Raw genomic sequence first — 20,056 nt, 5'->3', positions numbered from 1 at the left:
ATCGAAGCATTCCTGAAAGGTGTGCACTGCACCGGCCATCGATCGAATATTTCCAAATTTTTCAAAGCCGACCCGCTCGCGTATATTGGCCGGCGCCTCGGCTTATCGGCCGCAATCGAGGCGGGGGGCGGCTCACCCGGCTGCTCGACACAAAAAAACATTCGAGAGAAGGAAAGCAACGATGCCAGCGAGCAAAGCGAAGCTGTTGTTGGGAGTTGTGTTCTCTTCGCTGATTCTGACGGCCTGCAACGACGACGTGACCCCGTCCTCGGCAGCAGGTACCGACAATTCAGCCGATCCCGCCGCTCAGGTGGACAGGCCGTACAACGATCCCAACAGTTATTCATCGAGCGCGAGCGCGTCGCTCGACGCGTCCGCCGCGGTCGAAAAGGCCGCCGTCACCCATCACCAGATCACGCTGAACGGCAAGACGATTCGCTACACGGCCACCGCCGGCCATCTCGTCGCGCGCAATCCGCAGACGGGCGCGCCCGAAGCCTCGTTCTTCTACATCGCGTACACCGCGGACAACCAGCCCGCGGCGAAGCGGCCCGTCACGTTCCTGTACAACGGCGGCCCCGGTTCCGCATCGGTGTGGCTGCATCTCGGCTCGTTCGGTCCGAAGCGGATCCAGACGGGCGACCCGAACGCGAATACCTCGACGTTCCCGTTCGTCGACAACGCGGAAAGCCTGCTCGATACGACCGACCTCGTGTTCGTCGATGCGATCGGGACCGGCTTCTCGGAGGCGATCGCGCCGAACACGAACCAGACGTTCTGGGGTGTCGACCAGGACGGCGGCGCGTTCCGCGACTTCGTGATGCGCTACATCGCCGTGAACCAGCGCAACGATTCGCCGAAATACCTGTTCGGCGAGTCGTACGGCACGCCGCGCACCGACGTGCTCGCGAACCTGCTCGAGACGGCCGGCGTGAAGCTCGACGGCATCGTGCTGCAGTCGTCGATCCTGAACTACAACGCGAACTGCGACATGGCGAGCGACTATGTCGGCAACTCGAACAACGGGGCGAGCCCGGTGAGCTGCGCGGGCTTCGTGCCGTCCTACGGCACCGTCGGCGCGTACTACCAGCTCGACAATCCGAACCCGTCGAGCCTGCCGCAGTACGCGGACCAGATGCGCCGGCTGACGGCCGGCAGCTACACGCCCGCCGTGAACGCCTATCTCGCGAGCCACACGCCGCCTGCGCCTGCGCTCGTCACGACGATGGTGAATTCGACCGGCGTGAAGCAGTCGCTGTGGAATGCTGACTTCAACGTGGTCCCGACCTTCTTCGACAACAGCTTCCAGGTGGCGCTGATCCCGGGCACGCTGATCGGCCGCTACGACGCACGCGTGAACGTGCCGTCGTCGAGCCCGCTCGCGGCGGACGGGGACCCGTCGAGCACGTTCATCACGAAGCCGTTCACCGACACGATCGGCAACTACCTGCCGAACGTGCTGAAGTACAGCGCGCAGTCGGCGTATTCGCTCAGCAGCAATGCGATCGAGACCTGGGACTGGACGCACGACGGCCTCGCGATGCCCGACACGATTCCCGATCTCGCGGCTGCGCTGACGCTGAATCCGTCGCTGAAGGTGCTGTCGCTGAACGGGTATCACGACATCGCGACGCCGTTCTACCAGACCGAGCTCGACCTCGCGCGGCTCGGCACGCAACCGAACCTGACGATCAAGGACTATCAGGGTGGACACATGGTCTATCTCGACGATACGTCGCGTCCGCAGGAGAAAGCCGACCTCGTGACTTTCTACAACGCGGCCGCGCACTGATGCGATGTGCGGGCCTGGCGACGCGCGCCCGCGGCGGCGCCGTTCGCCGGCCGTCGACGACCTCATTCCAGACTGGAGCCTGACATGAAGAAACGTTTCATCGTCGTTGCCGCGGCGCTCGCATGCGCCGGGGTTGCAGCATCCGCATCGGTGTCCGCGTTCGCTCAGGCGAGCGACGCCGCCACCCCGGCGCGCGCGCGCCAGGCGCAGCTCGGCGATCCATACGTGCCGCCGGCCGCGCGCAAGCCGACCGCCGGCACGCAGACGACGGGCGCCGCGCTGCACGCGCAGGTGGTGCGCAAGCTCGCGCGGCAGTTCGGCGCGGCCGACACGCAGAACACCGGCTCGATCACCGAAGCGCAGGCGCGCGCGGCCGGCCTCGGCTACGTCGCGAACCACTTCCGGCAGATCGACGCGAACGGTAGCGGCCGCGTGTCGTTCTCCGACGTGCAGCGCTACATGCAGGCGCGCAGCACGAACCAGCAGTAAGCGCGCCGCGCGCGGATAACGGGGGCGGGACCCGCAACGTGTCGGGTTCCGCCCCCGTGCGCATGGCGCGGCGGTTCCGCGCCGAATGCCGCGGCTTCCGTCGCTTTTCTCATTATCTGGACAACGCACTCAAATATTGGAGGCGAGTGCGTGCGCTCCTACAATCCGAAGCACATCGACAGCTTCGGACCCACGCATCGCGCGGCGCCCGACGCACACGGAGACACCTTCCATGACGTTCGCCGGGCGCTTTCCTCGGTGCATCGACCGCCGCGTTGCCGCGACGCCGGACTTCGTTCCGGCCTCGCGACAGCGGCTAGACCGATTCCGCTGAAGAAGCCCGTTCCATGACCAAGATGCCCGATACCCTTGCTCTCGACGCCCGGCGCGCGACGCCGGACGATGCGCCGCTGACCGACAGCATCGGCGCGACCAGCACGCCGCTCGACCTCGCCGCGCAGCAGGCCGGCACGCAGACGCTGCTGCGCGGCCTCGCGATCCTCGAAGCGATCGCGAACGGCGCGCGCGACATGCGCGCGATCGGCGCCGCGCTCGGCACGACGCGCAGCACGACGCACCGTCTCGTCAGCAGCCTCGTGCAGGCGCGCTACCTGCGCCAGGTGCAGGGCGGCTACCTGCTCGGCCCGAAGCTGATCGAACTCGGCACGATCGCGCTCGAGCAGATGCCGCTCACGGCGGTTGCACGGCCGCACCTCGAGGCGCTCGCCGAAGCGACGCTCGACACGATCCACCTCGGTGTGCGCGACGGCGACGACGTGCTGTACATCGACAAGATTCCCGGCACGCGCGGCCTCGAGATGCGTTCGCGTGTCGGCCACCGGATGCCGCTCGCGTCGACCGGCATCGGCAAGGCGATGATGCTCGACCTCGATCCGGACCGGTGGCGCTCGCTGTTCGAAGCCGCGCGGCGCGCGCTGGCCGGCGTCAATTTCAAGCCGGACAACCGGCCCGAGACGAGCGCGTTCCTGCAGCGCATGGCGCATTACGCGGCCGGCGGCTACACGTTCGACCTCGAGGAAAACGAAGCATCGATCCGTTGCGTGGCCGCACCGATCCGCGACGCGTCGGGCGCGATCGTCGCCGCCGTATCGGTCGCGAGCACGATCCCGTACATGCCGCACGACCGGATGGACGAACTGATTCCGCTCGTGCAGCGCGAAGCGCGAGCCATTTCCGCGGAACTGGGCTGGAGCCCGCCGCAGGGTACCCGCAGGATCAAACGATGACCCACTCGACCCGGACCGCTCCGGACGCCAACACCGCCACCCCGTCGCTGATCGCGCTCGACTGGGGCACGACGTCGCTGCGCGCGTATCTGTTCGACGCGCACGGCGCGCTGCTCGACACGCGCAGCCGCGCGGCAGGCGTGATGCACGTGCCGGCCGGCGGCGCGCGTGCCTTCGACGTCGTGTTCGAGGAAGCGTGCGGCGACTGGCTCGACCGCGCGCCGGGCGTGCCGGTGCTGGCGGCCGGGATGGTCGGCAGCGCGCAGGGCTGGCGCGAGGCGCCGTACGTCGCGGTGCCGGCCGGCGCCGACGCGCTCGTCGCGGGGCTCGTCACGGTGACGACGGCGCGCGGCACGACGGTGTCGATCGTGCCGGGCGTGATCGCGACGGGCGAATTGCCCGACGTGATGCGCGGCGAAGAAACGCAGATATTCGGCGCACTCGCGAACGATCCGATGCTTGATGCCGATCGTTCAGGGGTACTGATCGGCTTGCCGGGCACGCATGCGAAGTGGGCATGGGTGAAGGACGGGCTCATCGAGCGCTTCCAGACTTTCATGACGGGCGAGCTGTTCGCGGCGCTGCGCGATCACACGATCCTCGGCCGCACGATGCGCGCGAGCGCGTCGCCAGATCGCGCGGCGTTCGCGCGCGGTGTCGCGGTGGCCCGCGGCGCGCAGCGCGCGGGGCTGCTCGCAACGATCTTCAGCACGCGCACGCTCGGCCTGACCGACCGGCTCGCGCCCGATGCGCAGGGCGACTATCTGTCCGGGCTGCTGATCGGCCATGAGCTGAACGCGCTCGACGCGATGCTCGCGGAGCGCGGTGTCGCGCTCGCGAACCAGCCGCTGCTGCTGATCGGCGACGACGGATTGTGCGCGCGCTACGTCGACGCGCTGAGCGTATTCGGCTGCACGCATGCACGCGTCGTCGCACAGGCGACCGAGCGCGGCATGTGGTGGATCGCGTCGCGTGCCGGACTCGTGCGCGCGGATGGCGAACCCGTCTGCGCCGACCAATGAACCGATTGAAGAGGAACCGCCGATGTCGTCCGACCTTACGCTGCCCGCGCCGTACACGCCGCACGCCGCGCTGATGCGCGCGTTCGACGCGTGCCCGCTGATCGCGATCATGCGCGGCATCGCGCCCGCGGAAGCTGTCGACCACGGCCTTGCGCTGCATGAAGCCGGCTTCCGGATCGTCGAGGTGCCGCTGAACTCGCCCGATCCGTTCGGCAGCATCGCGGCGCTGCGCCGCGCGCTGCCCGACGACATGATCGTCGGCGCGGGCACCGTGCTGCGCGCCGAATTCGTCGACCGCGTGCAGGACGCGGGCGGCACGCTGATCGTGATGCCGCACAGCGACGCGGCGGTGATCCGCCGCGCGCGCGAGCGCGGGCTCGCGAGCGCACCGGGCGTCGCGACGCCGACCGAGGCCTTCGCCGCGCTCGCGAACGGCGCCGACGTGCTGAAGATGTTCCCGGCCGAGCAGCTCGGCGTGCCCGTCGTGAAGGCGTGGCGCGCGGTGATCGACCGCGCGGTGCCGCTGCTTCCGGTCGGCGGGATTACGCCGGACAACATGCAGCCGTTCCTCGCGGCAGGCGCCAACGGCTTCGGCCTGGGTTCGGCGCTGTACCGGCCCGGCCAGTCGGCGGACACGACCGCGGCGAACGCACGCGCGTTCCAGGCCGGCCTGCGCGCGGCGCGCGGCGGAGCCGCATGATGGAACGCCTCGCGGGCAAGGTCGCGATGGTGACGGGCGCGGGCCGCGGGATCGGCGCTGCGATCGCGCAGGCGTTCGCGCGCGAGGGCGCGGCCGTCGCGCTCGTCGACCTCGACTTCGCGCAGGCGCAGCGCACGGCCGCGGCGATCACCGACGACATCGACGGCGCGCGCGTGCTGGCGCTGCATGCGGACGTCGCGCGGCAGGACTCGGTACGCGACGCGCTCGCGCAGACCGAAGCGGCTTTCGGCCCGCTCGACGTGCTGGTGAACAACGCGGGCATCAACGTGTTCGCCGATCCGCTGACGATGACGGACGACGACTGGCGCCGCTGCTTCGCGGTCGACCTCGACGGCGTGTGGCACGGCTGCCGCGCGGCGCTGCCGGGCATGGTCGAGCGCGGCCGCGGCAGCATCGTGAACATCGCGTCGACGCATGCGTTCCGGATCATCCCGGGCTGCTTTCCGTATCCGGTCGCGAAACACGGCGTGCTGGGCCTCACGCGTGCGCTTGGCATCGAATACGCGGCGCGCAACGTGCGCGTGAATGCGATCGCGCCCGGCTACATCGAGACGCAGCTCACGCGCGACTGGTGGGATGCGCAGGCCGACCCGGCCGCGGCGCGCGCCGAGACGCTCGCGCTGCAGCCGATGAAGCGGATCGGCAAACCGGAGGAAGTCGCGATGACGGCCGTGTTCCTCGCGTCCGACGAGGCGCCGTTCATCAATGCCGCGTGCATCACCGTCGACGGCGGGCGCGCGGCGCTGTACCACGACTGACGCAACGATTCGACAGACCGCACGTGCGACGGCCGCGCGCACGCTGCGTCGAAACCAACAAGCGGCTGCATTCCGTTCGATGAAGACAAGGAGACACTGGAGATGAAACGCAGAACGTTCGTAACGCTGGCCGCCGCGGCCGCGGTGGTGATGGGAAGCCCGGTGGCGCACGCGGCCGACCCGGTCAAGATCGGCTTCCTCGTGAAGCAGCCGGAAGAGCCGTGGTTCCAGGACGAATGGAAGTTCGCCGAGATCGCGGCGAAGGACAAGGGCTTCACGCTCGTGAAGATCGGCGCGCCGTCGGGCGAGAAGGTGATGAGCGCGATCGACAACCTGTCCGCGCAGAAGGCGCAGGGCTTCATCATCTGCACGCCTGACGTGAAGCTCGGGCCGGGCATCGTCGCGAAGGCGAAGTCGCACAACCTGAAGATGATGACGGTCGACGACCGCCTCGTCGACGGCGCGGGCAAGCCGATCGAGGCGGTGCCGCACATGGGGATCTCCGCGTACAACATCGGCAAGCAGGTCGGCGACGGCATCGCGGCCGAGATCAAGAAGCGCGGCTGGAACATGAAGGACGTCGGCGCGATCGACATCACCTACGAGCAACTGCCGACCGCGCACGACCGCACGAGCGGCGCGACCGATGCGCTGGTGGCCGCCGGCTTTCCGAAGGCGAACGTGATCGCGGCGCCGCAGGCGAAGACCGATACCGAGAACGCGTTCAACGCGGCGAACATCGCGCTCACCAAGAACCCGCAGTTCAAGCACTGGGTCGCCTACGGCCTGAACGACGAGGCCGTGCTCGGCGCGGTGCGCGCGGCCGAAGGGCGCGGCTTCAAGGCGGACAACATGATCGGCATCGGCATCGGCGGTTCCGATTCGGCGTTGAACGAGTTCAAGAAGCCGCAGCCGACGGGCTTCTACGGCACCGTGATCATCAGCCCGAAGCGCCACGGCGAGGAAACCTCCGAGCTGATGTACACGTGGATCACGCAGGGCAAGGCGCCGGCGCCGCTCACGCTGACCACCGGCATGCTCGCGACGCGCGACAACGTGTCGAAGGTGCGCGAGGAGATGGGGCTTGCCTCGAAGTAAGCGGCACGCCGGCCGCCGCAGCGATGCGGCGGCCGGCGATCGATGGATCTGCAAGTGGGGAGACGACGTGTCAGCGGCACTGCGTTTTGACAATATCGGCAAGGTATTTCCCGGCGTGCGCGCACTCGACGGCATCTCGTTCGACGTGCACGCGGGCGAGGTGCATGGCCTGATGGGCGAGAACGGCGCGGGCAAGTCGACGCTGCTGAAGATTCTCGGCGGCGAATACCAGCCCGATGCGGGCAGCGTGCTGGTCGACGGCCAGCCCGTGCATTTCTCGAGTGCGGCCGCGTCGATCGCGGCCGGCATCGCGGTGATTCACCAGGAACTGCAGTACGTGCCCGACCTGACGGTCGCGGAGAACCTGCTGCTCGGCCGCCTGCCGAATGCGCTCGGCTGGGTGAGGAAGGGCGAGGCGAAGCGCCACGTGCGCGAGCGGCTCGCGGCGATGGGCGTCGATCTCGATCCGGATGCTAAGCTCGGCCGGCTGTCGATCGCGCAGCGGCAGATGGTCGAGATCTGCAAGGCGCTGATGCGCAATGCGCGCGTGATCGCGCTCGACGAGCCGACGAGCTCGCTGTCGCATCGCGAGACCGAGGTGCTGTTCAAGCTCGTCGACGACCTGCGCGCGCAGGGCCGCGCGCTGATCTACATCTCGCACCGGATGGACGAGATCTACCGGCTGTGCGATGCGTGCACGATCTTTCGCGACGGGCGCAAGATCGCGTCGCACGAATCGCTCGCCGACGTGCCGCGCGAGCGGCTGGTCGCCGAGATGGTCGGGCGCGAAATTTCGGATATCTACCATTACGCGCCGCGCGCGCTCGGCGACGTGCGGTTGTCGGCGGAAGGCGTCGATGGCCCGGCGCTGCGCGAACCCGCGAGCTTCTCGGTGCGCGCGGGCGAGATCGTCGGGTTCTTCGGCCTCGTCGGCGCGGGACGCAGCGAGCTGATGCGGCTCGTGTACGGCGCCGACCGCCGGCGCGCGGGCACGCTGACGCTCGACGGCCGGCGTATCGACGTGAAGCGCACCGGCGACGCGATCCGTCACGGCATCGTGCTGTGTCCGGAAGACCGCAAGGAGGAAGGGATCATCGCGATGGCGTCGGTCGCGGAGAACATCAACATCAGCTGCCGCCGTCATTCGCTGCGTGCGGGCCTGTTCATCGACCGCAAGACCGAGAGCGAAACGGCCGACCGCTTCATCCAGCGGCTGAAGATCAAGACGCCGAACCGGCGGCAGAAGATCCGCTTCCTGTCGGGCGGCAACCAGCAGAAGGCGATCCTGTCGCGCTGGCTCGCGGAGCCCGACCTGAAGGTCGTGATCCTCGACGAGCCGACGCGCGGCATCGACGTCGGCGCGAAGCACGAGATCTACGACGTGATCTACCGGCTCGCGGAGCGCGGCTGCGCGATCGTGATGGTGTCGTCGGAGCTGCCGGAAGTGCTCGGCGTGTCCGACCGCATCGTCGTGATGCGCGAAGGGCGGATCGCGGGCGAGCTGCCGCGCGAACGGGCGAACGAGCATGCGGTGCTGAGCCTCGCGCTGCCGCAGACGAGCGTCGTCGAGGCGGCTGACGCAGTGTGAGGTCGCCGCGGGCGACGCAGGACATTCGAATCGATCACGCGCGGCGCGGGCCGCGCGATGCAGGAGCAGGAGACACAACCATGCAAGTCAGGGAAAACCTCGCCAGCGCAGCCGTGAAGCCGTCGGCCGACGCGCTGGTTCCGCAGCAGAGCGACCGCCAGAAGTGGTGGCAGCACCTCACCGAATACAGCCTCATTGCGATCTTCGCGGTGATGTTCTTGACGATGTCGCTGACGGTCGATCACTTCTTCTCGATCGACAACATGCTCGGCCTCGCGCTGTCGATCTCGCAGATCGGGATGGTCGCGTGCACGATGATGTTCTGTCTGGCGTCGCGCGACTTCGACCTGTCGATCGGCTCGACCGTCGCGTTCTCGGGCGTGCTGTGCGCGATGGTGCTGAACGCGACCGACAACACGTTCGTCGCGATCGTCGCGGCGGTCGCGGCAGGCGCCGCGATCGGCTTCGTGAACGGCGCGGTGATCGCGTACCTGCGCATCAACGCGCTGATCACGACGCTCGCGACGATGGAAATCGTGCGCGGGCTCGGCTTCATCGTGTCGAAGGGGCAGGCGGTCGGCGTGTCGTCGGATACCTTCATCGCGCTCGGCGGGCTCACGCTCTTCGGCGTGTCGCTGCCGATCTGGGTCACGCTGCTGTGCTTCATCGTGTTCGGCGTGCTGCTGAACCAGACCGTGTACGGCCGCAACACGCTCGCGATCGGCGGCAACCCCGAGGCGTCGCGTCTCGCGGGGATCAACGTCGAACGCACGCGCGTGTACATCTTCCTGATCCAGGGCGCGGTGACGGCGCTCGCCGGCGTGATCCTCGCGTCGCGCATCACGTCGGGCCAGCCGAACGCCGCGCAGGGCTTCGAGCTGAACGTGATCTCCGCGTGCGTGCTCGGCGGCGTGTCGCTGATGGGCGGCCGCGCGACGATCTCGGGCGTCGTGATCGGCGTGCTGATCATGGGCACCGTCGAGAACGTGATGAACCTGCTGAACATCGACGCGTTCTACCAGTACCTGGTGCGCGGCGCGATCCTGCTCGCGGCCGTGCTGCTCGACCAGCTGAAGAACCGCGGCGTACGCGACTGACCGATTCCACGGAGACGATTCGCATGACCATCGAAACTTCCGCGCCGGATCCGCGCGCCGCGAGCGACGCGCGTTATGCGCGCTACCCGAGCCTCGAGGATCGCGCGGTGCTGATCACGGGCGGCGCGACCGGCATCGGCGCGGCGTTCGTCGAGCACTTCGCGCGGCAGGGCGCGCGCGTGGCGTTCGTCGATCTCGACGCACAGGCGGGCCAGGCGCTCGCGGAAAGCCTCGCGCAGGCGCCGGACGTACGTCACGCGCCGCTGTTCCTCCCGTGCGACCTCACCGACATCGACGCGCTGCGCCATGCGATCGACACGATCCGCGTACGGATCGGCGCGATCGCGGTGCTCGTGAACAACGCGGCGAACGACACGCGCCACGCGATCGGCGACGTGACGCCCGCGTCGTTCGACGCGGGCATCGCGGTGAACCTGCGCCACCAGTTCTTCGCCGCGCAGGCGGTGATCGACGACATGAAGCAGCGCGGCGGCGGCGCGATCATCAATCTCGGCTCGATCAGCTGGATGCTGAAGAACGGCGGTTATCCCGTCTACGTGATGGCGAAGGCCGCCGTGCAGGGCCTCACCCGCGGGCTCGCGCGCGATCTCGGCCCGTTCGGGATCCGCGTGAATTCGCTGGTGCCCGGCTGGGTGATGACCGACAAGCAGCGCAGGCTGTGGCTCGACGACGCGGGCCGGGCGGCGATCAAGGCCGGCCAGTGCATCGACGCCGAGCTGCTGCCGGACGATCTCGCCCGGATGGCGCTGTTTCTCGCGGCCGACGACAGCCGGATGATCACCGCGCAGGACGTGGTGGTCGACGGCGGCTGGGCCTGATTGCCGATGTCCGTGTTCGCGCGGCACCGCGCGACGATCCGTATCGCTTCATCGACGAAGCAAAGGAGTTCACCATGACCGCCACGTCCTCGCGCGCATCGTCGTCGTCCACGAGCCAGTCGCGCCGTGCGCGCCTGGCTGCCGCCGCGCAGCCGGTCAGCGCCGGCCCGCAGACCGCCACGTTCGCGCAGGGCGTCGGCGCCGCGCATGCGGCGGGCGTCACGCTGTCGAACGCGGCGCTGCGGCTCGACGTGCTGCCCCACCTCGGCGGCGGCATCGCGCGCTTCGACTGGCGCGGCGACCACGGTGCGCTGGTACCGGTGTTCCGACGCTGCGAACACCCGGAGACGGCGACGGACCCGAACGCACTCGCGTGCTATCCGCTGCTGCCGTATTCGAACCGGATCGGCAACGGTCGCTTCGAATGCGACGGGCGCAGCGTCGCGGTGCCGCGCAACCGCCGCGACGAGCCGCTGCCGATCCACGGCGACGGCTGGCTCGCGCCGTGGCAGGTGGACGACGCGACCGACACCACGCTGCAGCTGTCGCTCGATCGCGCGAGCGGCGCGCCGTACGCGTTTCGTGCGATCCAGTCGTTCGCGCTCGACGACACGACGCTGTCGATCGCGCTGACGATCGAGAATGCTGGGCGCGCACGGCTGCCGTTCGGGCTCGGCTTGCACCCGTTCCTGGTGCGCGACGACGCGACCGAGCTGGCTGCGGCCGCGGGCGGCCTGTGGCTGTCGGGCGCGGATTTCCTGCCGGTGCGGCACGTGTGCGTGCCGCCGGCCTGGCAGTTCGGCGTCGCGTATCCGTTGCCGGCGACGCTCGTCAATCACGCGTTCACCGGCTGGGGCGGCCACGCGACGGTGAGCTGGCCGCGCCGCGGGCTGTTGCTGACGATCGCGGCCGACGCCGATGCGTACGTGCTCTATACGCCGCCCGGCGAGTCGTTCTTCTGCTTCGAGCCGGTCGATCATCCGATCAATGCGGTGAACCTGCCGGGCGGCGCGGCCGCGCACGGGATGACGCTGCTCGCGCCGGGCGAGCGGCTCACGCGGCGTTTCGCGTTCACCGTCGAGCGGGCCGATGCACGGGTCGACGCCGCCGTGCGCGAAGGCCGCCGGCGACGCGGGTAAAATACGCGGTCTATCAACGGTTTGCCGCGAGTATCCGCCATGTCTTCCCCGCTTACTTTCATCGAATCGCTGCGCGCCGCGTGGCAGCGCACGAATTCGCTGCTGTGCGTCGGCCTCGATCCCGAGCCGTCGCGTTTTCCCGTGCAGTTCGACGGCCAGCCCGACGCGATCTTCGAGTTCTGCCGGCAGATCGTCGACGCGACCGCGCAGTACGCGAGCGCGTTCAAGCCGCAGATCGCGTACTTCGCCGCGCATCGCGCGGAAGATCAGCTCGAGCGGCTGATCGCGCACATCCACCTCCAGCATCCGGGCCTGCCCGTGATCCTCGACGCGAAGCGCGGCGACATCGGCAGCACCGCCGAGCAGTACGCGCGCGAAGCGTTCGAGCGCTATCGCGCGGACGCGGTCACCGTGAACCCGTACATGGGCTACGACTCGGTCGAGCCGTACTTCGAGCATGAAGGCAAGGGCGTGATCGTGCTGTGCCGCACGTCGAACCCGGGCGGGTCGGACCTGCAGTTCCTCGAAACGGGTGGCCGGCCGCTGTACCAGGTCGTGGCCGACCTCGCGGCGAACAAGTGGAATGCGAAGAACGGCCAGCTCGGCCTCGTGGTCGGCGCGACGTTCCCGAAGGAGATCGAGATCGTGCGCGGGATCGTCGGCGACATGCCGCTCCTGATCCCCGGCATCGGCGCGCAGGGCGGCGACGTGCAGGCGACCGTCAACGCGGGCCGCACCGCCGACGGCAGCGGGATGATGATCAACTCGTCGCGCGCGATCCTGTACGCGAGCAAGGGCGAGGATTTCGCCGAAGCCGCCGCGCTCGCCGCGCAGAAGACGCGCGATACGATCAACGCGCATCGCTGAAATATCGCTGAGCCACAGGCCGCCCGCCCGGGCGGCCCTTCAATGCCGAACCCGCATCTGCGGGCCGCGCGCCTGCCTCGCGTGTTTGCCGTCCTGGCGCACGCGAACAACTTCCCGTCGCTTGCGCACCGCATGCCCGCGCCACAATCGCGCGATGCTGCCGCTTGTCATCGATCCGTCACCAGAATGTCATAAAAGGAGCGGCGCCATGCCCAAGCTGTCCCGACGTCTTCTGAGCGCGCTTGCCGCGTCGTTGTGCATGTCGTTCGCCCACGCGGCGGACCTGTCGCACTGGCCGGCGGACAGCGCGAAGGCGCTGAACGCGATGATCGCCGCGCACGCGAACCGCGGCGACTACGCGGTGTTCGACGCCGACAACACGACCTATCGCTACGATCTCGAGGAGTCGCTGCTGCCGTATCTCGAGAACCGCGGCGTGCTGACGCGCGACTCGCTCGATCCGTCGCTGAAGCTGATCCCGTTCAAGGATTCGGCCGACTACAAGGAGTCGCTGACGAGCTACTACTACCGGCTCTGCGAGATCGACGACCTGGTCTGCTACCCGTGGATCGCGCAGGCGTTCGCGGGGCTGTCGCTGGCCGACCTGAAGCGCCATGTCGACGCGATGCTCGCCGACGGCAAGCCGGTGCCGATCCGCTACTGGCAGGGCGACAAGGTCGTCGACGGCACCGCGAACCCGCCGCGCTTCTTCCGCGGCATGCAGGAGCTGTACAACGCGCTGCACGAGAACGGTATCGAGGTGTACGTGATGACCGCCGCGCACGAGGAGCTCGCGCGGCTTGTGCTGTCCGATCCGAAATACGGCTACAACGTGAAGCCGCAGAACGTGATCGGCGTGACGACGCTGCTGCGCGACCCGGCGACGGGCGCGCTGACCACGTCGCGGCTGCAGATCAAGGCCGGCAAGTACGACGAGGCCGCGAACCGCAATCTCGTGATCACGCCGTTCCTGATGAATCCGATGACGTGGTACGAAGGCAAGCTCGGCTCGATCGCCGGCTGGATCGACCAGTGGAAGAAGCCGGTGCTCGTCGCGGGCGACACGCCGAAATCCGACGGCTACATGCTGCTGAACGCGACCGACGTCGCGCGCGGCGGCGTGCGCGTGTGGGTGAACAAGAAGGACAAGCAGATGGCGCAGATCCGCGCATGGTCGGACGAATCGGCCGCGCAGCAGAAGGCGCTCGGCCTGCCGGTCACGGCGGACAAGAACTGGATCGTCGTGAAGCCCGACGCGATCCAGTAAGCGGCGAGGGGCGGCGGCCGCCCCTGCCGTCGCGCGGGGGAATCAGCCTTCGCGTTCGTCGAGCAGCTTGAGCAGCCCGCGCAGCGCATGCGCGGCCGCCTGCGTGCGGATCTGCTCGCGGTCGCCCTTGAACACGAGCGTTTCGACGTCGGTATGCAGCCGGTTGCTCCATGCGAACGACACGGTGCCGACCGGCTTCTTCTCGCTGCCGCCCGCCGGGCCGGCGATGCCGGTGACCGACAGCGCGACCTGCGCGCGGCTGTTGCGCAGCGCGCCCTCGGCCATCGCGCGCGCGACCGGCTCGCTGACGGCGCCGTGTTTCTCGATCAGGTCGGGCGGCACGCCGATCATCTCGATCTTGGCCTGGTTCGAGTAGGTGACGAAGCCGCGCTCGAACCACTGGCTGCTGCCGGAGATGTCGGTGATCGCGGCGGCGATCATGCCGCCCGTGCAGGATTCGGCGGTGGCGAGCGACAGGTGCTCGTCACGCAGCTTGTTGCCTGCGCGGATCGCAAGCTGATGGACGACGGAATCGGTTGGCATGCGCGTCGGGAAACGGGAGTCGGGAAATCGGTCAGCCGACGACGGAGCGCCAGAACGCGATCACGAGCAGCGTCATGAACGCGGCGATCAGGTCGTCGACCATGATGCCGAGCCCGCCTTTCACGCGACGGTCGAAATAGCGGATCGGCGGCGGCTTGAGCATGTCGAAGCAGCGGAACACGACGAACGCCCACAACTGGCCGATGAAGGTCGCGGGCGTGACGAACAGCATCACGAGCCAGATCGCGACGATCTCGTCCCAGACGACGGCGCCCGGATCGCTCGTGCCCATCCTGCGTGCGGTGAAACCGGTGACCCACGTGCCCGCCGCGAAACCGACCGCGATCAGCGCCCACCATTCGGGCACCGTCAGGTAGCGGTTGAGCACGACGAACGCGAGCCAGCCGAACAGCGTGCCGAACGTGCCGGGCATGAACGGCGCGAGCCCGCTGCCGAAGCCGAGCGACACGATGTGCGCCGGGTGCGACAGCATGAAGCGCACGGTGGCGCGCCGCGGCGCGTTGCGGGCGGCGCCTGGCGCGGCCGCGGATTGCGCGGTCGTCGGGTCAGTCTGCATGGAAGTGGTCGAAACCGTGCAACGTGAGAGTCAGGGGCGCGCCGGCGGCGTCGTGCCACGCGATCGCGGGCTGCTCCGACGGCGAGGACAACGCATGTATTGTACCGACTCGCGTGACCGGAACCCCGGCGCTCGCGCCCGCTGCCTCGACCGCGGCGCGGGCCGCGGCCGGCGCGGTGAAGCACAGCTCGTAGTCGTCGCCGCCGGCCAGCGTGCAGCTTCGCTGCACGTCGGGCGGCAGCGTCGCGAGCGCGGCCGAGCGCGGAACCGCGTCGGCGTCGATCTCGGCGCGCACGTTCGAGCGGGTCAGGATGTGCCGCAGGTCGCCGGCGAGGCCGTCCGAGATGTCGAGCGCCGCATGCGCGACGCCCGCGAGCGCGAGCCCGAGCGCAATGCGCGGCTCCGGGCGCTCGAGTGCCTGCCGGAACGCGGCGGCTTCGGCCGCGCCGGCGCTCCATTCGCCGCGCGCGAGCCCGAGCCCCGCGCGCGCGTCGCCGAGCGTGCCGGACACCCAGACGTCGTCGCCGTCGCGCGCGGCGTCGCGCCGCAGCGCCGCATCCGGCGCGACTTCGCCGAACACGGTCACGCACAGGTTCAGCGGCCCGCTCGTCGTGTCGCCGCCGATCAGCTCGCAGCCGAACCGCTCGGCGAGCGCGAACAGGCCGTTGCTGAACGCCTCGAGCCACGCCGCGTCGGCGCGCGGCAGCGCGCACGCGAGCGTGAACGCGCGCGGCTCGGCGCCCATCGCCGCGAGATCCGACAGGTTGACCGCGAGCGTCTTGTGGCCGAGCGCGTCGGGCGCGACGTCAGGGAAGAAGTGGCGGCCCTCGACCAGCATGTCCGTCGAAATGGCCAGCAATTTTCCGGATCGCGGCGCGATCAGCGCGCAATCGTCACCGATGCCGAGCGTCGACGCACGCGCCCCCCGGGCCGCGCGGCGCGCGAAGAAGCGATCGATCAGCGAAAACTCGGACAGGGCGGCTGGCACGGCGGAGGAACCCGGAAGCGGTGAAAGGAATGGCATTGTACGCAGCGAGCGGTGCCGTTCCTGCACCGTTCAGTACATTTATGTCGCGGCTGTCGCACCCGAATCGCCGGTCTGACGGCCTTCGATTGGCGCTACAATGCCGTCGAACAGTCATTCTAATCCGCCCGCCACGAGACACATGTCGACCCAAGCCTCCTCCAAAGCCAAGCTCCGCGAAGCCGCTCTCGACTATCACGAATTCCCGACTCCGGGGAAGATCGCGATCGCACCGACCAAGCAGATGATCAACCAGCGCGACCTCGCGCTCGCGTATTCGCCGGGTGTCGCGTATGCGTGCGAGGAGATCGTCGAGAACCCGCTGAACGCCGCGCGCTTCACCGCGCGCAGCAACCTGGTCGGCGTCGTCACGAACGGCACGGCGGTGCTGGGGCTCGGCAACATCGGCCCGCTCGCGTCGAAGCCGGTGATGGAAGGCAAGGCGGTACTGTTCAAGAAGTTCGCCGGCATCGACGTGTTCGACATCGAGCTGAACGAGTCGGACCCGCACAAGCTGGTCGACGTGATCGCCGCGCTGGAGCCGACCTTCGGCGGGATCAACCTGGAAGACATCAAGGCGCCGGACTGCTTCATCGTCGAGCGCGAAGCGCGCAAGCGGATGAAGATCCCGGTGTTCCACGACGACCAGCACGGCACCGCGATCGTCGTGGCCGCGGCCGTCACGAACGGCCTGAAGGTCGTCGGCAAGGACATCAAGAAGGTGAAACTCGTCGCGTCGGGCGCTGGCGCGGCCGCGCTGGCCTGCCTGGACCTGCTGGTCGACATCGGCCTGCCGCTCGAGAACATCACGGTGACCGACCTGGCCGGCGTGGTCTACAAGGGCCGCACCGAGCTGATGGATCCGGACAAGGAGCGTTTCGCCCGGGAAACCGAAGCCCGCACGCTGGCCGAGGTGATCGACGGCGCGGACATCTTCCTCGGCCTGTCGGCCGCCGGCGTGCTGAAGCAGGAGATGGTGAAGGGCATGGCCGAGCGCCCGCTGATCCTCGCGCTCGCGAACCCGACGCCGGAAATCCTGCCGGAACTGGCGCTCGAAGTGCGCCCCGACGCGATTCTCGCGACCGGCCGCACCGACTACCCGAACCAGGTCAACAACGTCCTGTGCTTCCCGTTCATCTTTCGCGGCGCGCTCGACGTCGGCGCGACGACGATCACGCGTGAAATGGAAATCGCGGCCGTCAACGCGATCGCCGAACTCGCGCAGCACGAGCAGAGCGACATCGTCGCGACTGCCTACGGGATCCAGGACCTGTCGTTCGGGCCCGAATACCTGATTCCGAAGCCGTTCGATCCGCGCCTGATCGTCAAGATCGCGCCGGCCGTCGCGCAGGCCGCGATGGACGGCGGCGTCGCGACGCGCCCGATCGAGGACATGGAAGCCTACAAGCAGCACCTGCAGCAATTCGTGTATCACAGCGGCACGACGATGAAGCCGATCTTCCAGCTCGCGCGCAGCGCGCCGGCGGAGAAGAAGCGGGTCGTGTTCGCGGAAGGCGAGGAAGAGCGCGTGCTGCGCGCCGTCCAGATCATCGTCGACGAGAAACTCGCGAAGCCGATCCTGATCGGCCGTCCGTCGGTGATCGAGCACCGTATCCAGCGTTACGGCCTGCGCCTCACGCCGGGTACCGACTTCACGGTCGTCAACACCGAGCACGACGAGCGCTACCGCGATTTCTGGCAGACGTACCACAAGATGATGGCGCGCAAGGGCATCAGCGAGCAGCTGGCCCGTGTCGAGATGCGCCGCCGCACGACGCTGATCGGCTCGATGCTGGTGAAGAAGGGCGAGGCGGACGGGATGATCTGCGGCACGATCAGCACCACGCACCGCCACCTGCACTTCATCGACCAGGTGATCGGCAAGCGCCCGGGCTGCAGCGTGTACGCGGCGATGAACGGCCTCGTGCTGCCGGGCCGCCAGATCTTCCTGGTCGACACGCACGTGAACGTGGATCCGACCCCGGAGCAACTCGCCGAGATCACGATCATGGCTGCCGAGGAAGTGCGCCGCTTCGGCATCGAACCGAAGGTCGCGCTGCTGTCGCACTCGAACTTCGGCACGAGCAACGCGCCTTCGGCGCAGAAGATGCGCGATACGCTCGCGATCCTGCAGGAACGTGCGCCGGAATTGAAGGTCGACGGCGAAATGCACGGCGACGTCGCGCTCGACGCGGCGCTGCGCAAGGAAATCCTGCCGGAATCGACGCTGGAAGGCGACGCGAACCTGCTGATCCTGCCGAACATCGATGCCGCGAACATCGCGTACAACCTGCTGAAGACGGCGGCCGGCAACAACATCGCGATCGGGCCGATCCTGCTGGGCGCGGCCCAGCCGGTGCACGTGCTGACCGAATCGGCGACCGTTCGCCGCATCGTCAACATGGCGGCGCTGCTGGTCGCCGACGTGAACGCCGCACGCTGAGCGGAATGAACGCGCGGCGCCGGTCGAACCGCTGCCGCGCGGCGGGCAAAATTGTAAACAAAAGCAAAAAGAGGCGTGCCCGCAATGGGCACGCCGCGGGCAGGGCGCAAACGCGCTTCCCATAAGCAACAGCGGCATCTCTCCCCCTAGGCTAGCGAGCGTGGCAAGGAGGCAGGTCTTGCCATGCGAGAGATGCCGCGGATATTTTATCTCATGTAAGATAAATGTAGTCTTTTTTCGGTGAAAAATGCGCGATTCCGGGCGGAGCCAGCCTTTCGGTTCCCAAACGAACATTGATTCGCGCGGACAATAGCGCTACGCTAACGCCTTTGGTTGGTCGTCAACTACTTGATTTAACAGCGGGAACCCTGGTTCATGGCACGCAAGTGGCTCCGCAACGGCGCGCTCGCGTCCGTCTTCGCGATGTTCGCGATGGGTATCGTCGGTACACCGACGGGCAGTCTGGTTTCCGCCGCTTTCGCACGGCAGGCCGTTTCGGCCGACCTGGCCGTCGGCGGGGTCGATACGATCCCGACCGCCCGCCTGCCGCGCGAGGCCGTGACCACGCTTGGCCTGATCGGCGCCGGTGGCCCCTATCCGTACGAGAAGGACGGCGTCGTCTTCGGCAACCGCGAGCGGATCCTGCCGAAGGCGAAGCGCGGCTACTACCACGAGTACACGGTGCCGACGCCGCGCGCGCGCAATCGCGGCGCGCGCCGGATCGTCTGTGGCGGGCCATTGCGCCGGATCGACAACTGTTATTACACGGACGACCACTACAACAGTTTTAAACGTATTGTTGAATGACTTCGGGATGAACGGCATGAGCGACTCCATCTACGCGCACGATACGGCGGCGGCGGAACTGTTCGCGGCCGGCGACGGCAACCTGTTTCAGCGCGTGATCCAACTTCACGCGGCGGCACAGGCAGGCGTCGCGGCGGAGCAACAGGAAGCCGAGCCCGGGCTTTCATCGAACGAGGAGCCTATGAGCCTTTTCACGACCGTGCGACCCAATCTCGTGCAGTCGATCCGCGCGTTCCGCGTGCAGGATCTCGCCGACGAAGCCGGCCGGCTCGGCCAGCATTTCCTGTACGCGTATTGCGGTGCCGCGCAGTCGAAGCAGGAAGTGATGGAGACGATCGCGACGTCGTTCCTGTTTCCGAAGCATTTCGGCAAGAACTACGACGCGCTGTACGACTGCCTGACCGACCTCGTCGCGAAGGCCGGCGCGCAGCCAGGTTTCGTGATCGTTCTCGAAGGGTTGCCGATCGCGCAGAAATTCGACAAGGAAGGGCGCGAGACGCTGCTCGACGTGTTCCGCGAAGCCGCCGAGTTCTGGGCCGAGCGCAAGGTCGCGTTCCGCGTGTTCTATTCGTTCGCGTAAAGCGCGGATCCACTGGCCGCCCGAGCGCGGCCGATTCGGCAAAAAGCCCGCATCGCGCGGGCTTTTTTGCGTCTGCGTTCCGGCCGATGGGCGCCGGGAAGTCACGCGCGGCGTCGGTCCGAACGTGCGTCAGGCATCGGGCCGGCGTCGGTCGTTTC

The 20,056-nt window shown here is 68.1% G+C and carries 19 protein-coding genes; 16 read left to right on the top strand and 3 right to left on the bottom strand.

The window, feature by feature from the left end:
- Positions 1 to 181 precede the first annotated feature (181 nt).
- The 13 genes from DIE17_RS08760 to DIE17_RS08695 all read left to right on the top strand — a co-directional run bounded on the left by DIE17_RS08760 (position 182) and on the right by DIE17_RS08695 (position 13,924).
- Positions 182 to 1,792, top strand: coding sequence for a S10 family peptidase (locus DIE17_RS08760; RefSeq protein WP_124520001.1), 1,611 nt, complete (start codon positions 182 to 184; stop codon positions 1,790 to 1,792).
- Between the two features lie 84 nt (positions 1,793 to 1,876).
- On the top strand, positions 1,877 to 2,281 hold the full coding sequence (locus DIE17_RS08755; protein ID WP_044844191.1) for a hypothetical protein: 405 nt from the start codon (positions 1,877 to 1,879) through the stop codon (positions 2,279 to 2,281).
- A 347-nt stretch (positions 2,282 to 2,628) separates the two neighbouring features.
- Positions 2,629 to 3,528: an IclR family transcriptional regulator gene (locus tag DIE17_RS08745; protein ID WP_044844190.1), complete on the top strand. Its 900-nt coding sequence runs from the start codon at positions 2,629 to 2,631 to the stop codon at positions 3,526 to 3,528.
- The gene (locus DIE17_RS08740) at positions 3,525 to 4,550 is read left to right on the top strand and encodes a 2-dehydro-3-deoxygalactonokinase (protein ID WP_124519999.1); all 1,026 of its coding nucleotides are present in this window, start codon (positions 3,525 to 3,527) and stop codon (positions 4,548 to 4,550) included. The genes DIE17_RS08745 and DIE17_RS08740 overlap by 4 nt, the downstream gene beginning before the upstream one ends.
- 22 nt (positions 4,551 to 4,572) lie before the next feature.
- Positions 4,573 to 5,250 (top strand): 2-dehydro-3-deoxy-6-phosphogalactonate aldolase, encoded by a 678-nt coding sequence (locus DIE17_RS08735; protein WP_044844188.1) that lies wholly within the window; start codon positions 4,573 to 4,575, stop codon positions 5,248 to 5,250.
- On the top strand, positions 5,250 to 6,029 hold the full coding sequence (locus tag DIE17_RS08730) for an SDR family oxidoreductase (RefSeq protein ID WP_124520043.1): 780 nt from the start codon (positions 5,250 to 5,252) through the stop codon (positions 6,027 to 6,029). Before DIE17_RS08735 ends, DIE17_RS08730 begins: the two co-directional genes overlap by 1 nt.
- 102 nt (positions 6,030 to 6,131) lie before the next feature.
- The gene (locus tag DIE17_RS08725; RefSeq protein ID WP_044844187.1) at positions 6,132 to 7,127 is read left to right on the top strand and encodes an arabinose ABC transporter substrate-binding protein; all 996 of its coding nucleotides are present in this window, start codon (positions 6,132 to 6,134) and stop codon (positions 7,125 to 7,127) included.
- Positions 7,128 to 7,194: 67 nt separating this feature from the next.
- Positions 7,195 to 8,715: an L-arabinose ABC transporter ATP-binding protein AraG gene (araG, locus tag DIE17_RS08720; protein WP_044844186.1), complete on the top strand. Its 1,521-nt coding sequence runs from the start codon at positions 7,195 to 7,197 to the stop codon at positions 8,713 to 8,715.
- Positions 8,716 to 8,795: 80 nt separating this feature from the next.
- Positions 8,796 to 9,812: an L-arabinose ABC transporter permease AraH gene (gene araH / locus DIE17_RS08715; protein ID WP_044844185.1), complete on the top strand. Its 1,017-nt coding sequence runs from the start codon at positions 8,796 to 8,798 to the stop codon at positions 9,810 to 9,812.
- Between the two features lie 23 nt (positions 9,813 to 9,835).
- Positions 9,836 to 10,651, top strand: coding sequence for an SDR family NAD(P)-dependent oxidoreductase (locus tag DIE17_RS08710; RefSeq protein WP_124488247.1), 816 nt, complete (start codon positions 9,836 to 9,838; stop codon positions 10,649 to 10,651).
- Positions 10,652 to 10,725: 74 nt separating this feature from the next.
- The gene (locus DIE17_RS08705; protein WP_124519997.1) at positions 10,726 to 11,790 is read left to right on the top strand and encodes an aldose 1-epimerase; all 1,065 of its coding nucleotides are present in this window, start codon (positions 10,726 to 10,728) and stop codon (positions 11,788 to 11,790) included.
- A 39-nt stretch (positions 11,791 to 11,829) separates the two neighbouring features.
- Entirely contained in the window at positions 11,830 to 12,657 is an 828-nt protein-coding gene (gene pyrF, locus DIE17_RS08700; protein WP_124488249.1) for an orotidine-5'-phosphate decarboxylase, read from the top strand.
- Between the two features lie 208 nt (positions 12,658 to 12,865).
- Positions 12,866 to 13,924: a haloacid dehalogenase-like hydrolase gene (locus DIE17_RS08695; protein WP_124519995.1), complete on the top strand. Its 1,059-nt coding sequence runs from the start codon at positions 12,866 to 12,868 to the stop codon at positions 13,922 to 13,924.
- 42 nt (positions 13,925 to 13,966) lie between these two features.
- Here the strand turns inward: DIE17_RS08695 and DIE17_RS08690 are convergent, their stop codons facing one another.
- The 3 genes from DIE17_RS08690 to thiL are packed head-to-tail and all read right to left on the bottom strand — an operon-like array spanning position 13,967 to position 16,068.
- Positions 13,967 to 14,467, bottom strand: coding sequence for a CinA family protein (locus tag DIE17_RS08690; RefSeq protein WP_044844180.1), 501 nt, complete (start codon positions 14,465 to 14,467; stop codon positions 13,967 to 13,969).
- 31 nt (positions 14,468 to 14,498) lie between these two features.
- Entirely contained in the window at positions 14,499 to 15,044 is a 546-nt protein-coding gene (locus tag DIE17_RS08685; protein WP_124488251.1) for a phosphatidylglycerophosphatase A, read from the bottom strand.
- The gene (gene thiL, locus DIE17_RS08680; protein ID WP_124519993.1) at positions 15,034 to 16,068 is read right to left on the bottom strand and encodes a thiamine-phosphate kinase; all 1,035 of its coding nucleotides are present in this window, start codon (positions 16,066 to 16,068) and stop codon (positions 15,034 to 15,036) included. Before thiL ends, DIE17_RS08685 begins: the two co-directional genes overlap by 11 nt.
- 100 nt (positions 16,069 to 16,168) lie before the next feature.
- Here thiL and DIE17_RS08675 point away from each other — a divergent pair, with 100 nt between their 5' ends.
- The 3 genes from DIE17_RS08675 to DIE17_RS08665 all read left to right on the top strand — a co-directional run bounded on the left by DIE17_RS08675 (position 16,169) and on the right by DIE17_RS08665 (position 19,898).
- On the top strand, positions 16,169 to 18,511 hold the full coding sequence (locus tag DIE17_RS08675; protein ID WP_311766318.1) for an NADP-dependent malic enzyme: 2,343 nt from the start codon (positions 16,169 to 16,171) through the stop codon (positions 18,509 to 18,511).
- Positions 18,512 to 18,886: 375 nt separating this feature from the next.
- The gene (locus DIE17_RS08670; RefSeq protein WP_124519991.1) at positions 18,887 to 19,318 is read left to right on the top strand and encodes a ribonuclease; all 432 of its coding nucleotides are present in this window, start codon (positions 18,887 to 18,889) and stop codon (positions 19,316 to 19,318) included.
- Positions 19,319 to 19,334: 16 nt separating this feature from the next.
- Entirely contained in the window at positions 19,335 to 19,898 is a 564-nt protein-coding gene (locus DIE17_RS08665; RefSeq protein WP_044844247.1) for a barstar family protein, read from the top strand.
- The last annotated feature ends 158 nt before the right edge of the window (positions 19,899 to 20,056 follow it).

Source organism: Burkholderia sp. Bp9099, from assembly GCF_003857805.1.
In the GTDB taxonomy this organism is placed as follows: Bacteria; Pseudomonadota; Gammaproteobacteria; order Burkholderiales; family Burkholderiaceae; genus Burkholderia.
This window is presented reverse-complemented; position numbering and strand designations above follow the sequence as displayed.